Origin of the sequence: Micromonospora andamanensis (assembly GCF_016863495.1) — a bacterium.
Taxonomy (GTDB): Bacteria; Actinomycetota; Actinomycetes; order Mycobacteriales; family Micromonosporaceae; genus Micromonospora; species Micromonospora andamanensis.
This window is the reverse complement of the sequence record NZ_BOOZ01000028.1, coordinates 51,471-65,380: the sequence shown is the minus strand read 5'-3', so window position 1 is coordinate 65,380 and position 13,910 is coordinate 51,471. Positions and strand designations below refer to the sequence as shown.

The window sequence follows — 13,910 nt, the reverse complement described above, 5'->3', positions numbered from 1 at the left end:
ATGGCCGTACGCTCAGCTCAGCAGGCGTACGCCTCCAGTCGCTGGGCCCGCTCCGGGGCCCGGAGCTTGAGCAGCGTCACCTTCTCGATCTGCCGGATCCGTTCCCGGGAGAGGCCGAACTCCCGGCCGACCTCGTCCAGGGTGCGCTGCCGGCCGTCGTCGAGGCCGAACCGCAGCCGGATCACCGCCTGCTCACGCTGCGAGAGGGTGGCCAGCACGATGCTCACCTCGTTGCGCAGTTCGCCGTGGGTGGCGGCGTCGCCGGGCCCGGCGGCCGGGCCGACGGCGGCGACGAAGTCACCGAGGGCGCTCTCACCGTCCTCGCCGACAGCCTGGTCCAGACTCACCGGCTCCCGGTCGTACGAGATCAGCTCGATCACCTGGAACTCCGGCACGTCGAGCGCGCGGGCCACCTCGGCGACAGTGGGCTCGCGGCCCAGCGACACCGACAACTCCCGCCGGGCGCGGACCATCCGGTTCACCTGCTCGACCATGTGGACCGGGATGCGGATGGTGCGGGCCTGGTCGGCCATGGCGCGGGTGATGGCCTGGCGGATCCACCAGGTGGCGTAGGTGGAGAACTTGTAGCCCTTGGTGTAGTCGAACTTCTCGACGGCGCGGATGAGGCCGAGGTTGCCTTCCTGGATGAGGTCGAGGAAGGCCATGCCACGGCCGGTGTACCGCTTGGCGATGCTCACCACCAGCCGCAGGTTCGCCTCCAGCAGGTGGTTCTTCGCGGTCCGGCCCTGGCGCGCGACCAGTTCCAGGTCGGCGCGCAGCTCATCGGAGACCGGGATGCAGGTGCTGAGTTTCTCCTCGGCGAAGAGGCCGGCCTCGATCCGCTTCGCCAGGTCCACCTCCTGTACGGCGGTGAGCAGCTTCGTCCGACCGATTCCGTTGAGGTATGCCCGGACCAGGTCGGTGGAGACGCCGCGCTCGTCGGTGGCGTCCAGGTCGGTCAGGGTGTCCGCGCCGTGCTCCGCCTCGGTGGCGGTGTGCGTCCGGTGCTCCGTCATCTGCTGGGCCATCTCAGTCTCTCCCCGTGTCCACGTCCGTGCCGTGTCCGCCGGCCGGTTAGGCCGGTGACAACAGCTTGGCGGTAGGGGCGTAAAACGGGAGTGAGGCGATCGGGGAACCGACAGTGTCTGAGTGGGCACTCGGTGACCCGGCGGTTCGGTCGGCTCGGCTTGTCGGCGCCGGTTACCGTGCCAGCGGTCGACCGACAGGTCGGCGTTCCCCACCCGGATGCGGGCGATCAAAGACGGAGGCAATCGTGGTCTTCAAACGGCTGATGCAGGCGATGGGAGTCGGTGGCCCGTCGGTGGAGACGGTGCTGTCGAATCCGAACTGCCGGCCGGGTGGCCAGTTGGAGGGCAGCATCGCGGTCACCGGCGGCGATCACGCGGTCGACGTGTCCTACGTGGCCCTGGGGCTGCTCACCCGGGTGGAGGTGGAGAGTGGCGACAACGAGTACGCCACGAACCAGGAGTTCCAGCGCCAGCAGGCAACGGGTCCGTTCCGGCTCGAGGCGGGGCAGCGCTACGACATCCCGTTCCGGTTCGAGGTGCCGTGGGAAACCCCGCTCACCGAGCTGTACGGGCAGCACCTGCACGGGATGACGATGGGTCTGCGTACCGAGCTGGAGGTGGCCCGCGCCGTCGACAAGGGCGACCTGGACGCGGTGGCGGTGCATCCGTTGCCGGCCCAGGAGCGCCTGCTGGAGGCGCTGCTGCGGCTCGGTTTCCGGTTCGCGCGGGCCGACGTGGAGCGCGGGCACATCTACGGCGTGCACCAGACGCTGCCGTTCTACCAGGAGATCGAGTTCTACCCGCCGCCGCAGTACGCCGGCGCGATGAAGCAGTTGGAGGTCACCTTCGTCACCGACCCCCGGCAGGTGCAGGTGGTGCTGGAGTTGGACAAGCGGGGCGGGCTGTTCACCGAGGGCCGCGACGTCTTCGGTCGCTTCGCCGTCGAGCACGCCTCGGCGGCGAACACCGACTGGGCAGCCCAGCTCGACGGCTGGTTGCGTCAGTCGCTCCAACGTCGCGGCCTCTTCGGCTGACATCCGCGGGCCCCGCGTCGTACCTCAGTGCCAGTTGCTGATCTGCACGTCGTGCGGCGCGGGCTCACCCTTCCCGGTCTCGACAAGCCGCTTGAGGCTCATCAGGTAGGTCGCCCATTTGGTGCTGCAGTGGTACATGAACTCCACCGGCTCCCGCCAACCTTCGTGGCGGAACAGCACGATTGTGAAGTCGCCCTCCCGCTTCAACTCGAACCGGACCTGGGTGCCGAGCCACTCCTCGGGACCGTCGACGACCTCCCAGAGCACCAGTTCGGCCGGCCGAGTCTCCAGGACCTTCATGTCGAAGCCGCCGGGTATGAAGCGGAACCGGAGCACTCCGCCGACGTCGCCGTCGCCGTCCGTCTCCTCGGTCCACCAGTTCGCCAGCCCGTCGACGGTGGTCAGGGCGGCATAGACGTCCTCGGGAGCCGACGTGACGCCGACCCGGTGCAGAATGTTGAGCATCGTGCTGCCTCGTCTCTGTTGAGCTGCCCGGATGCGGGCAGGATGGATCACGCCGCCACGGGACATGGCGACGAAGGTTCTGGTGGGTTCAGCTCTGCTGGCCGCGCTGGATCGCCTCGGCGATCTGCTTGATCCGACGCAACCGGGCGTCCCAGGTGGCACCGACCGACGACAGTTGCGCGACGGCACGGGCGAGTTGCGCCTCGTCCACCTCGTAGCGACGTTCGCGGCCGGACGGTGTGCCGTGGACCAGCCCGACCCGGTCGAGTACGCCGAGGTGCTTGGCGACCGCCTGCCGGGTGACCGGCAGTTGCTCGCTCAGCGTGGTCGCCGTGCCGCCGCCGTCACTGAGCAGGAGATCGAGCATCCGCCGCCGGGTCGGGTCCCCGACGGCGGACCAGAGGTCGTCGTCGACGGTGACGCTCATCGGGTCGAGACCAACCGCGCGACGTACTCGACGAGGCGGGGCAGGAAGTAGTCCCAGCCGCTGACGTGGTCGCGGTAGTGCGCTTCGAGCACCGCCGCCTCCCAACCCTTCTCCCGGAATCCCGTCTCGGTGAGTCGCAGCAGCGTTCCGGTGCCCGACGGGACCAGTTCGAAGGTCACCAGGAGCGAGTTGGTAGGCGTCGCGACGGCGAGATCGTCGTACACCCAGCGGAACGAGAACCGCCGGGGCGGGTCGGCCTCCACGACGGTGAGCGGCACGACCTGCGCGTTCGGCGTCGAGCTGTCGCCGAAGGAGACAGTCCCGGTGGCCCCGGGGACCGGCTCGAGATCCGCGTCGTCCGGCCACCACTGCCGCAGGTGTTCGGGAGTCGTGACGACCTCGTAGACCACTTCGGGGGTGGCCTCGACGTGGATCTCCCGCTCGATGCTGCCGTACTCCATGCGCTCCTCCAGACATGCAACCAGTGGTTGCGTCTGACTGTATGGGTTGGCGCCGGGATGTGCAACCACTGGTTGCGCTACAGGTCGAGGAGGATGGTGCGGGGGCCGACGTTGACGCTCTCCACGAGCATGTGGGCGCGGAACCGGCCGGTCGCGACTGTGGCGCCGCGTTGGCGCAGCGCCCGGACCGTCTCCTCGACAAGCGGTTCCGCTACCTCGGCCGGGGCGGCGGCGGTCCAGCTCGGGCGGCGGCCCTTGCGGGCGTCGCCGTAGAGGGTGAACTGGCTGACCACGAGGATCGGCGCGTCGATCTCCGCCGCCGACCGCTCGTCGTCCAGGATGCGCAGCTCGTGCACCTTGCGGGCCATCGTCCGGGCGATCTCGGCCGTGTCGCTGTGGGTGACTCCGAGCAGCACCAGCAGCCCGTCATCGACCGCGCCTACCACCTCACCGTCGACTGTCACGCTGGCCCGGCCGACGGTCTGCACCACGGCCCGCATCAGGCGACCACCGGCGCGCGAACGCTTGCCGACGTCGTCGGCGCCGGCGGCCTCACGGCTGCACCGGCGCGATGAAGCCGCGCTCCACCAGGTGCGCCACGATCGGCCCGGCCGCCTCGGCCAGTTCGTCGACGGCCACGTCGTGCGCGACGGCGAGCAGCGCGAGCTGGTCACGCAGCGGCAACCGACCGTCGGCCCCGCCCACCAGGGCCAGCACCAGTGGGTCGATCTCCTCGGTCCAGCGCAGCCCGTCCGGCATGGCGAGGACCTGCCGGTCCACCGCCCAACCGTCGGCACCCATCGTCGCCTCCTGGCGCAGTTGGAGCCCGTCGGCGGCCCGGTAGCGTGCGGCCAGCAGCCCGTCGGTGCCGCGTCCGTGTAGCCAGTCCTGCCTGTCGAACCAGTCGGCGATCCGGTCACCCATCGGTGGTTGCACCCGCTGGCGCAGATCCTCCACCCGCAGCACCGGGTCGTCGTGCCCGCTGCGGCGTAGCGAGACGATGCCGAAGCCGATCGCCTCCACCTTGTGCGCGTCGAACCAGTCCAGCCAGTCGGCCATCCGCTGCGGGTCGGCGGTCTCCCCGACATCGGTCAGCCACAGGTTCACGTACGCCATCGGGTCGGCGACCTCGCGCTGGATCACCCAGGCGTCCAGGCCGGTGCCGGCGAACCAGCCGGCGACCCGGTCTCCCCAGTCCTCGCCGGTCACATGCACCCAGTTGGCGAGGTACTGCATGGTGCCACCCTCGGTGAGCAGCGTCGGAGCGGCGGCGGCCAGTTCGGCGCCGATCGCGTCGCCGACCCGACCGGAGTCGCGGTAGACGTGGGTGGTGGTGCCCGGCCCGACCACGAAGGGTGGGTTGCTCACCACCAGGTCGAACCGTCGGCCGGCGACCGGGGCCACCAGGTCGCCGGCCAACAGCTCCCAGTCCTGGCCGTTGAGGGCGGCGGTGGTGGCGGCGAAGCGCAGCGCCCGCCGCGACACGTCGGTGGCGGTGACCCGCCGGGCGTGGGTGCCCAGGTGCAGCGCCTGCACCCCCGAACCGGTGCCCAGGTCCAGGGCGGTGTCCACCGGCCGGCGTACGGCGGCGCCGATCATCGTCTGGGTCGCCCCGCCGATGCCGAGGACGTGCTCGGCGTGCAGCGGGCGGCCGGGGCGGGCGCTGGCCGGCACGTCCGCGAGGACCCACCAGTCGTCGCCGTACGGCTCCAGGTCCAGTCCCATCCGCAGCCCGTCACCGTGCCGTTCGACAAGGCCCGCGTCGAGCGCGTCGGTGAGCGGCAGCGGCGCCAGCGCGGCGGCGACCGCTGCCTCCGGCTCGGTCTGCTCGCAGATGAACACCCGGATCAGGGTGGCCAGGCGATCCCGGTCAGCGGTGGCGCGCAGCGCGGCCCGGAAGTCGTTGCGGGCGACCCCGCCGGTCGCCTGCGGGCCGAGCCGTCCCGCGATGCCGTTCGCGGTGAAGTCGGCCCTGGTCAACGCGGTCCGCAGCGCTTCGACGCCGGCAGGGGAGAGCAGCATGTCGTGTCCGTCCACACCGCCATCCTGCCTGGTGACGTCGGGGTTGGAGAGCGCCGCCCGTGACATCGGAAATAGATCGATGAACATCCCTGTCATATTCGTCGATCTAACGCTAGCATCTCTCCAACTCAGTCCAGGGTGCGGACCGCCCGGCCAGAAGCCCGGTCGGCCGCCCAGGTAAGGGAGGCAGCATGTCCTCAGGGTTCACCGCGCGACGGCAGCTCATCCGGGCGCTCGCCGTCGTCGCCACCGCGGCGGCCGTCTCGGCGGCCGGCACCACCGCGGCGGTCGCCGCACCCACCGGCGAGATCCGTGGTGCCGGTGTGTCGAACGCGGTAAGCGGCAGCTACCTCGTCGTCCTGCGCACCGACGCCGTCGGTGCCGCCGGTTCGTCGACGGCTCGTTCCGCAGTTCCGGACCGGGCCAGCGCCCTGGTCAAGCGGTACGGGGGCAGCGTCTCCGACACCTACAGCGCGGCACTTACCGGGTTCGCCGCGAAGATGAACGCGACCCAGGCGGCCCGGCTCGCGGCCAACCCGGCCGTGGCCTACGTGGAGCAGGACCAGGTGGTCACGATCCAGGCGACCCAGACCAATGCGACCTGGGGCCTGGACCGCATCGACCAGCGGAACCGGCCGCTGAGCACCACCTACACCTACCCGAACACGGCCTCGAACGTGCGGGCGTACATCATCGACACCGGCATTCGGACCAGCCACAACCAGTTCGGCGGTCGGGCCACCTGGGGCACCAACACGGTGGACAGCAACAACACCGACTGCAACGGCCACGGCACCCACGTCGCCGGCACCGTCGGCGGTTCCACTCACGGTGTGGCCAAGGGCGTCCGCCTGATCGCGGTGAAGGTGCTCAACTGCTCCGGCGGCGGCACCACCACAAGCGTGGTCAACGGGGTGAACTGGGTGACCGCCAACGCGGTGAAGCCGGCCGTGGCGAACATGAGCCTCGGCGGCGGCGCCAGCAGCTCCATCGACAACGCGGTGGCCAACTCGATCGCCTCCGGCGTCAGCTACGCGGTCGCGGCCGGCAACTCCAACGCCAACGCCTGCAACTACTCGCCGGCCCGGACCTCGACCGCGATCACTGTCGGCTCGACCACCAGCACCGACGCCCGTTCGTCCTTCTCGAACTACGGCTCCTGCGTGCACATCTTCGCGCCGGGTTCGAGCATCACCTCGACCTGGCACACCAGCAACACCGCGACCAACACGATCAGCGGCACCTCGATGGCCTCGCCGCACGTGGCCGGTGCCGCCGCTCTCGTGCTCGGCGCCAACCCGTCCTACTCGCCGGCCCAGGTCAAGAGCTACCTGATCAACAACGCCACCACCGGCGTGGTGACCAGCCCGGGCTCGGGCTCGCCGAACCGCCTCCTGTTCGTGGTCAACTGACCCTGACGTGAACCGGCGTCAACTAGCCCTGACGTGAACCGGCCCGGCGGACCGACATCGATCCGCCGGGCCGCTTCGTGTCGTCGCGGTGTGCGGTGGCCTCAGCCGACCAGCCGCACCGGGGTGGGCACCGGCCGGCCGACGGACGCGTCGGCCGGGAAGGCCCGGGCCGCGCCGTCCACGCGTACCGTCACCTCGCCACCCAGGGCCACGGGGGCACCGCCGTCGAGGACCCGGGCGGTGATCCGGGTACCGTCGGGCAGCCCGAGACCGACAAGTGCGTCGTGGCCGTGGAAGTCGTGTCGCAGGACGGTCGCGGTGACCCCGCCTGTACCGGCCGTGAGACGGACCTGCTCGGGGCGTACCAGCACGGTGACCGGACCGTCGGGCACGGCACCGGTGACCGGCACCAGGCCGAGCGCGGTTCGCGCGACACCCTGCTCGACGTCTGCCGGCAGCAGCACCGCGTCGCCGACGAACTCGGCCACCCAGGGGTTGGCCGGCTCGCGGTACACGGTGGCCGGTGCGGCGGCCTGTATCACCCGCCCGTCGCGGAGCACCACCACCTGGTCGGCCACCGACAGCGCCTCGCCCTGGTCGTGGGTGACAAGCACGCCTGTCGCGCCATCGGCCCGCAGCGCGTCGCGTACGTCGTGGCGCAGCCCGGCGCGCAGGCCCGCGTCGAGGGCGCTGAACGGCTCGTCCAGCAGCACCACCGACGGCCTGGGTGCCAGGGCGCGGGCGACCGCCACCCGTTGTTGCTGCCCGCCGGAGAGTTCGTGCGGCATGCGGGCGCCGAACCCGGCCAGCCCGACCAGTGCCAGCACTTCCGCGATCCGGTCGGAACGCCGAGTCGCCCGATCAAGGCCGTAGCCGACGTTGTCCGCCACGTTCAGGTGCGGGAAGAGGGCACCCTCCTGGGGCACCACCGCGATGTTGCGCCGGTGCGTCGGCAGGTGCCGCCCGCCGCCGGCCACCAGGGCGCCGTCGATGCGAATTTCCCCGGCGTCCAACCGCTCGAAGCCGGCCAGGCAGCGCAGCAGGGTGGTCTTACCGCAGCCGGACGGGCCGAGCACGGCGGTCAACCGGCCCGACGGTACGCGGAGGTCCACCCCGGCGAGGGCGGTCACCCGGCCGTACCGCTTGATCACGCCACTGACCACGACCTCGCTCATACCGACTCTCCGCTCCGCCTCGTGCCGGCCTGAGGCACCAGCTCGCCGTGTCGATGATTCGTTCGCCGACGTTCGCTCATTGGTGCACCCGCTTCTCCTTGTCGAGCAGTCCGCTGCGGGCGACCAACAGCCAGGTGGGCAGGGCCGAGATCACCACAAGCAACACGGCATAGGGTGCCGCTGCGGCGTACGCACCGACGGAGGTGCTGGTCCACAACTCGGTCGCCAGGGTGTCCGTCCCGGTGGGACGCAGCAGCAGGGTGGCAGGAAGCTCTTTCATGCCGGTGAGAAACACAAGCGCCGCACCGGCGCCGATGCCCGGCAGGATCAGCGGCAGGGTCACCGTCCGCAGGACCGTCCACGGCCCGCGACCGAGGGAGCGTGCCACCTCTTCCAGCCGGGCGGGGGACTGAGCGGCTGCGCTGGCCACCGCTCCGACCGCAAGTGGCAGGAACAGCGTGGCGTAGGCCAGGGCCAGCAACCACCGCGTCTGATAGAGCGGGTACGCCACGTTGATGCCGAAGAAGATCAGCGAGAGCCCGATGACCACACCGGGCAGCGCGTGACCGAGGTACGCCAATCGGTCCAGCGCGGTCGTCAATGGGCCCGGAGCACGGGCCGCGAGCAGGCCGAGGGGCAGCGCCAGCAGCATGGTCAACGCAGCACCGGCCAGTGACACGGTCAGGGAGTTCCCGGCGGCGGTGAGCACCTCGGGCAGCGCCCCCGGACGGGACGTGCCGGCGGCGAGTCGTCGCCCCAGGCTGGCCGCCGGCACACCGAGCGCCAGTACGGCGACAACCACCAGGACTGCCATGGCCGGCCAGCGGGCCGGACCGAGCGACAGCCGGGACGCTGGACGGCGCGCGCCGGAAAGCCGCGCGTACCGGGCACCGCGACGGCGGGTGGTGGTCTCGCCGCCCAGCAGCAGCACCGTCAGCGCGACAAGCACGCCGGAGAGCACTAGCGCTCCGGTGCGGTCGAAGCCCAGATCGAAGGAGACGAAGATGGCCCGGGTGAAGGTCTCCGCACGCAGGATCGAGACCGCGCCGAAGTCGGAGAGCACGTAGAGCGCGACAAGCAACGCCCCGGCGGCGGTGGCCGGCCGGACCTGCCGCAATGTCACGGCGGTGAAGGTACGCCAGCCGCTGCGCCCCAGCGACCGGGAGACCTCCTCCTGGGCCGGGTCCGCACCGCGCAGCGCGGCTGCCACCGGCAGCAGCACGTACGGGTAGGAACAGAGCGTGAGCACCAGGGCCGCCGGCCAGAAACCCTCCAGCCGGGGCGCTGTCGAAACCCAGGCGAAGGCGGCGATGTAGGTGGGGACCGCCAGCGGCAGCGCTGCCAGCACGGCGAAGAGTCGCCGTGCGGGCAGGTCGGTGCGAGTGACCAGGAAGGCGGTGCCGACCCCGAGCAGGACGCAGGCGACGGTGACCACGCCGGCCAGGCCGAGGCTGCGCAGGGCGAGCAGACCGACCCGCTCGGTCCAGAGTTCGGCGGCGATCCGGTCCGCACCGGCCTCCGCGGTGCGTACCGCGAGATAGACAAGCGGGATCAGGGCGACGGCCACCGCAGCGGTGGAGGCGGCCAGCAGCGCCGGGCGGGGGGCCAGTCTCCGCAGCCAGCCGGAGACGACCGACAGGGCCGTCCCGGTGACGGGCGGCCCTGCGGTGGTCGGCGGAGCGGTCAGGGGACCAGCCCCGAATTCTTGATCATGGTCACGGTCTCGTCCAGCGTGTCCAGGTCGTTCAGGTCGACCTCGGGCACCGACAGGTCGGCCAGCGGCGGCACGTACGCCGGCCCCGGCACACCGCCGATCACCGGGTATTCGAACGTCTGCTCGGCGAAGTAGGTCTGCGACTCCGGCCCGAGCAGGAAGTCCACGAACCGCTGCACGTCCGGGTCGGACGCAGCGCGGTTGAGCACACCGACGCCGGCCACGTTGACAAGCGCGCCGGTGTCGCCGCCGGGGAAGAAGTGCAGCTTGGCCTTGAGCGCTTCCGGGGTGGTGCCCTGTTCCTTGGCGATCTCCCCGAGGTAGTAGTGGTTGACCAGGCCGACCGCGACGGTGCCGCTGTTCACGTCCTCGACGATCTTGCCGTTGCCGTCGCGGATCTGCGGGTCGTTGGCCTGGAGCCCGGCCAGGAACTCCTCGGCCCGGGCGTCACCGTGCTGCACCCGGATCGCAGTGACGAACGCCTGGAAGGAGGCGTTCGTCGGAGCCAGGGCGACCTTCCCCTTCCAGGCTGGACCGACCAGGTCGAATACGGACTTCGGCAACTGGTCGGCCGGGACCAGGTCCGGGTTGTAGATCAGGACCCGCGCCCGCGCGCTCACACCGACCCATTGGCCGCTGCCGGCCCGGTAGTTCTGCGGCACCTGTGAGGTGGTCGCCTCGGGCAGCGTGCTGAACATGCCGCGCTTGGCGACGGTGCCGAGGGCACCGGCGTCCTGAGCGAAGAACACGTCGGCCGGGGACTTGTCGCCCTCCTCGACCAACTGGGCGGCGAGCTGCGCGGTGCTGGCGTACCGGGGCTGCACGGCGATGCCGGTCTGCGCGGTGAACTTCTCCAGCAACGGCTTGACCAACTGCTCACTGCGCCCGCTGTAGACGGTGATCTGCTTGTCGCCCTGATCGCCGGAACCGGCTTCGTCCTCTCCGCCGGATCCACAGGCGGCCAGGCCGAGGACGAGCAGGCTGGCGGTGAGTAGCGCGCTGGTGGCGCGGCGGGTGCTTGGCACGGTGAACCCCTCTTCCGGTCTGGGCGACCGGAGGGAAGTTAGCACAGCCTAACCTCACTTGGGCATCGAGTGGGTGGCGGATCACTGTCAACCCTCGACGGACAGGCAGGATGTGGGGATGACGCTCGCACTGCCCATTGACCCGGAGGCGAACCGGCTGCTGGCCCGCGATCCGCTGGCCCTGCTGATCGGCATGGTGCTCGACCAGCAGGTCTCGATGGAGAAGGCGTTCTCCTCGCCGTACGTGCTGGCCCAGCGGCTCGGACACGACCTGGACGCCCGGGAGCTGGCCGGGTTCGATCCGGAGGCCCTGGTGGCGGTCTTCGCCCAGCCGCCCGCGCTGCACCGGTTCCCCAAGGCGATGGCGGCCCGGGTGCAGGAGGTGTGCCGAGTGCTTGTCGAGCGCTACGACGGCGATGCCGCCCGGCTCTGGGCGGACCCCGCCGACGGTCGCGAACTGCTCGGGCGGATCACCGCCCTGCCCGGGTTCGGCCGGCAGAAGGCGCAGATCTTCCTCGCGCTGCTCGGCAAGCGGTTCGCGGTGCGGCCACCGGGTTGGCAGGAGGCGGCCGGCGACTACGGGGATCCGGATACCCACCGCTCCGTCGCCGATGTCACCGATGCCGAGTCACTGCGCCTGGTACGGGAGTACAAACAGCAGATGAAGGCGGCGGCGAAGGCCAGCACGGGCGGGAACTGACCGGGCCGCCTCCGACGATGGCAGGGGGCGTCGATGGAGCAGCGGGGCGGGGCGCTGCTACGCGGGGGGACCGGATCGTCGCGGGCCACCTTCCTGGAACTCTTCTTCGACCTCGCGTTCGTCTTCGCGCTGACCCGGGTGTCGGTGCGCTTCATCGAGGAGATCGAGCACGGGCTGACCGTGATGGGCTTCCTGGAGGCCCTGATCCTGTTTCTCGTGCTGTGGCACGTCTGGACATTGATCACATGGGTCACCAGTCGCTACGAGCCGGACGCCCTGACAATTCAGTTCGTCGTGGTCGGGACGATGTTCGGCACCCTGGTGATGGCGGTGACGCTGCCCCGGGCGTTCGAGGAACGCGCGCTGCCGTTCGTCGTGGCGTACCTGGTGGCGGTGATCGGTCGTCCACTGCTTATCGCCTTCGTTCTGGGGCGCCATCCGCGTCGTACCGTGCCGTGGCGGCTGACCGCCTGGGCGGTCGTGGGAGGGGTGCTCTGGCTGGCCGGTGCGCTCGGGCCGGACGAGCTGCGGTTCGGGATGTGGGCGCTGGCCATCACCGTCGACATGGCCGGATACCTGCTGGGGTGGCCGGTGCCCGGGCTGGGGCGGGCACCGGTCTCGGCCTGGCGGATCGCCGGCGAGCACATGGCGGAGCGCTACCAGCAGATGTTCCTCATCGCGCTGGGCGAGACGATCCTGGTGATCGGGATCAGCTACAGCGGCGAGGGGTTCGGCCTGCTGGCCGCGGCGGCCTTCACCGTCTCCGTCTTCACCACCGCACTGCTCTGGCGGATCTACTTCTACCGGGCCGGGCACCTACTCGTCGAGGCCCTGCGGATGGCTCCGTCACCGGGTCGGCTCGGCGTGTCCACGTCCACCACGCACCTGGTCATGGTGCTCGGCGTGCTGCTCACCGGAGTGGGCTACGAGTTGGTCATCGTGAAGCCGTTCGACCGGGTCGAGCCGGCCTGGCTGTTCTTCATCGTCGGCGGGCCGGCACTGTTCCTGCTGGGGCGGACCCGTTTCGAGTACGAGATCTTCGCCCGGGTGTCCCGTCGACGGCTGCTGATGATGCTGGCGTTGATCGCCTCCGCGCCACTGCTCCTGCTCGGTACGCCGATGCTGGCGCTGTCCGTGGTCGCCGGTGGGCTGACCGTGGTGGCCGTCGTGGACGGGGTGCTGTCCCGGCACCAGCCGATGGAGCCGTCGGCGTCTCCGTTGGGCCGGGTGGAACTCCGTCGCGGCGACTTCCCGACCTGACCCGCGCGCTCGGTGCCCGCCGGAAAGCGGTTCCAAGCGTCCGGTCCTCGCGCGGTTGGAGATCCGGTCAGGCGGCGTTCGGCGGCGGGAGGCTGCTCAGGCGGCGCTCGGGTGGGCGAGGGAGGCGATGGCCCGGCGGACGTCGGCAAGCGAGACGGTCGCCGAGTCGTCCAGGTCGGCCAGGCCCGCCTCGATCCACTGCCGCATCAAGGTCGTCACGCCGATGCCCCGGGCGTCGGCGGCGGCCCGTACCCGTTCGTACGTCTCCAGGGGCAGCCGGACCGACCGGCTGACCATCGGGGTCTCGGTGTCCGGGGTGGGCAACTCCACCGCCTGGCTCTCGTCGATCAGCTCGGCGATCCGGTCGCCGCCGCTGTGGAACTGCTTGGTCGCGTCGTGACGGTTCATCGTCACCGCCTCCTCGTCTCCGGAGATCTCCGCACGGCCTCGTCGTAGCGTTTGGTCTCGACGTCGCTCAGCTCGCGGGCGGAGAGGACGTCCCAGTCGTTGTCGGCTCCGTCGGCCTCGGCGAGCAGCACGGCCACCCGGCGTCCGTGGGTGGTGGTGGCGTAGACCACCATCACGTCGTCGCCGAGATGGCGGATCACCCGCCGGCCGCTGTGCAGCGACTCCCAGACTTCCCTCGGCGTGACGTCGTAGACCCGCAGATTGGCCAGCGCCTCGTCGGTGAAGCTGAACCTGCTGCCCACGCGGGTGAGCGTACCACGGGCGTAACACGAACTTCGACGGTGACGATCCTCGTCGCTCGCCCGGCCAGGGTGACAGGATGGAGTGCGACCCCTCCGGAGGAGGTACCACGGTGAAGCACCAGGCGTACCAGCCGATCCTCATCACCGACGCCGCCCGCAGCCAGGACGATCAACTGACCAGCCGGCAGCGGCGTTACGTGGTGATGATGGGCGTCCGCGTCGTCTGCGTGATCGTCGGCGCGGTCCTGGTCGGCGTGGGGGCACCCCTGCTCTGGCTCTGGCTGCCGCTCGTCGCGCTGGGCATGGTGCTCATCCCGTGGCTCGCGGTGCTGCTGGCCAACGACCGGCCGCCCAAGGAGCAGCACCGCCTCGCCAACCGCTTCTCGTCGCGCTCGGCCACCGAGGCGGCGCCGCCCCCGATGAGCCTCGCCGCCGAGGAGCGGCCACACAAGATCATCGACGCCGAGCCCTGACCCG

General features: G+C 70.7%; 16 protein-coding genes. 5 read left to right on the top strand and 11 right to left on the bottom strand.

What is annotated here, in order from left to right; translation table 11 throughout:
* Positions 1-17: 17 nt before the first annotated feature.
* Positions 18-1,028 carry an RNA polymerase sigma factor SigB gene (gene sigB, locus Van01_RS22390; protein WP_373306279.1) on the bottom strand — a complete coding sequence of 337 codons (1,011 nt, stop codon included), beginning with the start codon at positions 1,026-1,028 and terminating at the stop codon, positions 18-20.
* Between the two features lie 245 nt (positions 1,029-1,273).
* Between sigB and Van01_RS22385 the strand changes: the two genes are divergently transcribed.
* Positions 1,274-2,062: a sporulation protein gene (locus tag Van01_RS22385; RefSeq protein ID WP_204010971.1), complete on the top strand. Its 789-nt coding sequence runs from the start codon at positions 1,274-1,276 to the stop codon at positions 2,060-2,062.
* A gap of 24 nt (positions 2,063-2,086) precedes the next feature.
* On the opposite strand, the gene Van01_RS22380 is transcribed toward Van01_RS22385, so the two are convergent.
* From Van01_RS22380 to Van01_RS22360, 5 genes are all read right to left on the bottom strand, one after another.
* The gene (locus tag Van01_RS22380; RefSeq protein WP_099847015.1) at positions 2,087-2,527 is read right to left on the bottom strand and encodes an SRPBCC family protein; all 441 of its coding nucleotides are present in this window, start codon (positions 2,525-2,527) and stop codon (positions 2,087-2,089) included.
* Positions 2,528-2,615: 88 nt separating this feature from the next.
* Positions 2,616-2,954, bottom strand: a complete 339-nt coding sequence (locus tag Van01_RS22375) for an ArsR/SmtB family transcription factor (protein WP_204010969.1) — start codon at positions 2,952-2,954, stop codon at positions 2,616-2,618.
* Positions 2,951-3,415, bottom strand: coding sequence for an SRPBCC family protein (locus Van01_RS22370; protein WP_204010967.1), 465 nt, complete (start codon positions 3,413-3,415; stop codon positions 2,951-2,953). The genes Van01_RS22375 and Van01_RS22370 overlap by 4 nt, the downstream gene beginning before the upstream one ends.
* Positions 3,416-3,492: 77 nt before the next feature.
* On the bottom strand, positions 3,493-3,915 hold the full coding sequence (dtd, locus tag Van01_RS22365; protein WP_204010965.1) for a D-aminoacyl-tRNA deacylase: 423 nt from the start codon (positions 3,913-3,915) through the stop codon (positions 3,493-3,495).
* Positions 3,916-3,967: 52 nt separating this feature from the next.
* Entirely contained in the window at positions 3,968-5,452 is a 1,485-nt protein-coding gene (locus Van01_RS22360; RefSeq protein ID WP_204011150.1) for a DUF7782 domain-containing protein, read from the bottom strand.
* A 176-nt stretch (positions 5,453-5,628) separates the two neighbouring features.
* Here Van01_RS22360 and Van01_RS22355 point away from each other — a divergent pair, with 176 nt between their 5' ends.
* Positions 5,629-6,849, top strand: a complete 1,221-nt coding sequence (locus Van01_RS22355) for a S8 family peptidase (protein WP_204010962.1) — start codon at positions 5,629-5,631, stop codon at positions 6,847-6,849.
* A 101-nt stretch (positions 6,850-6,950) separates the two neighbouring features.
* On the opposite strand, the gene Van01_RS22350 is transcribed toward Van01_RS22355, so the two are convergent.
* The 3 genes from Van01_RS22350 to Van01_RS22340 form a co-directional block, all read right to left on the bottom strand.
* The gene (locus Van01_RS22350; protein ID WP_204010959.1) at positions 6,951-8,024 is read right to left on the bottom strand and encodes an ABC transporter ATP-binding protein; all 1,074 of its coding nucleotides are present in this window, start codon (positions 8,022-8,024) and stop codon (positions 6,951-6,953) included.
* A 76-nt stretch (positions 8,025-8,100) separates the two neighbouring features.
* The gene (locus Van01_RS22345; protein ID WP_204011147.1) at positions 8,101-9,642 is read right to left on the bottom strand and encodes an ABC transporter permease; all 1,542 of its coding nucleotides are present in this window, start codon (positions 9,640-9,642) and stop codon (positions 8,101-8,103) included.
* A gap of 65 nt (positions 9,643-9,707) precedes the next feature.
* The gene (locus tag Van01_RS22340) at positions 9,708-10,763 is read right to left on the bottom strand and encodes an iron ABC transporter substrate-binding protein (RefSeq protein ID WP_204010957.1); all 1,056 of its coding nucleotides are present in this window, start codon (positions 10,761-10,763) and stop codon (positions 9,708-9,710) included.
* Positions 10,764-10,881: 118 nt separating this feature from the next.
* On the opposite strand from Van01_RS22340, the gene Van01_RS22335 reads away from it, so the two are divergent.
* Together Van01_RS22335 and Van01_RS22330 are read left to right on the top strand one after the other, a co-directional pair.
* Complete coding sequence (locus tag Van01_RS22335) at positions 10,882-11,463, top strand: HhH-GPD-type base excision DNA repair protein (RefSeq protein ID WP_204010954.1); 582 nt, start codon at positions 10,882-10,884, stop codon at positions 11,461-11,463.
* A gap of 33 nt (positions 11,464-11,496) precedes the next feature.
* Positions 11,497-12,723, top strand: coding sequence for a low temperature requirement protein A (locus Van01_RS22330; RefSeq protein ID WP_204010951.1), 1,227 nt, complete (start codon positions 11,497-11,499; stop codon positions 12,721-12,723).
* A gap of 96 nt (positions 12,724-12,819) precedes the next feature.
* Here the strand turns inward: Van01_RS22330 and Van01_RS22325 are convergent, their stop codons facing one another.
* Together Van01_RS22325 and Van01_RS22320 are read right to left on the bottom strand one after the other, a co-directional pair.
* Positions 12,820-13,131, bottom strand: coding sequence for a hypothetical protein (locus tag Van01_RS22325; RefSeq protein ID WP_204010948.1), 312 nt, complete (start codon positions 13,129-13,131; stop codon positions 12,820-12,822).
* A 2-nt stretch (positions 13,132-13,133) separates the two neighbouring features.
* On the bottom strand, positions 13,134-13,433 hold the full coding sequence (locus tag Van01_RS22320; RefSeq protein ID WP_204010945.1) for a hypothetical protein: 300 nt from the start codon (positions 13,431-13,433) through the stop codon (positions 13,134-13,136).
* Positions 13,434-13,543: 110 nt separating this feature from the next.
* On the opposite strand from Van01_RS22320, the gene Van01_RS22315 reads away from it, so the two are divergent.
* Positions 13,544-13,906: a DUF3099 domain-containing protein gene (locus Van01_RS22315; RefSeq protein WP_204010942.1), complete on the top strand. Its 363-nt coding sequence runs from the start codon at positions 13,544-13,546 to the stop codon at positions 13,904-13,906.
* Positions 13,907-13,910: the final 4 nt, after the last annotated feature.

Excerpts from the sequence above, each read along its gene's own strand:
- sigB (WP_373306279.1), bottom strand. The coding sequence starts at position 1,028 with ATGGCCCAGCAGATGACGGAGCACCGGACGCACACCGCCACCGAGGCG.
- Van01_RS22380 (WP_099847015.1), bottom strand. The coding sequence starts at position 2,527 with ATGCTCAACATTCTGCACCGGGTCGGCGTCACGTCGGCTCCCGAGGAC.
- Van01_RS22375 (WP_204010969.1), bottom strand. The coding sequence starts at position 2,954 with ATGAGCGTCACCGTCGACGACGACCTCTGGTCCGCCGTCGGGGACCCG.
- Van01_RS22370 (WP_204010967.1), bottom strand. The coding sequence starts at position 3,415 with ATGGAGTACGGCAGCATCGAGCGGGAGATCCACGTCGAGGCCACCCCC.
- dtd (WP_204010965.1), bottom strand. The coding sequence starts at position 3,915 with ATGCGGGCCGTGGTGCAGACCGTCGGCCGGGCCAGCGTGACAGTCGAC.
- Van01_RS22355 (WP_204010962.1), top strand. The coding sequence starts at position 5,629 with ATGTCCTCAGGGTTCACCGCGCGACGGCAGCTCATCCGGGCGCTCGCC.
- Van01_RS22350 (WP_204010959.1), bottom strand. The coding sequence starts at position 8,024 with ATGAGCGAGGTCGTGGTCAGTGGCGTGATCAAGCGGTACGGCCGGGTG.
- Van01_RS22335 (WP_204010954.1), top strand. The coding sequence starts at position 10,882 with ATGACGCTCGCACTGCCCATTGACCCGGAGGCGAACCGGCTGCTGGCC.
- Van01_RS22330 (WP_204010951.1), top strand. The coding sequence starts at position 11,497 with ATGGAGCAGCGGGGCGGGGCGCTGCTACGCGGGGGGACCGGATCGTCG.
- Van01_RS22325 (WP_204010948.1), bottom strand. The coding sequence starts at position 13,131 with ATGAACCGTCACGACGCGACCAAGCAGTTCCACAGCGGCGGCGACCGG.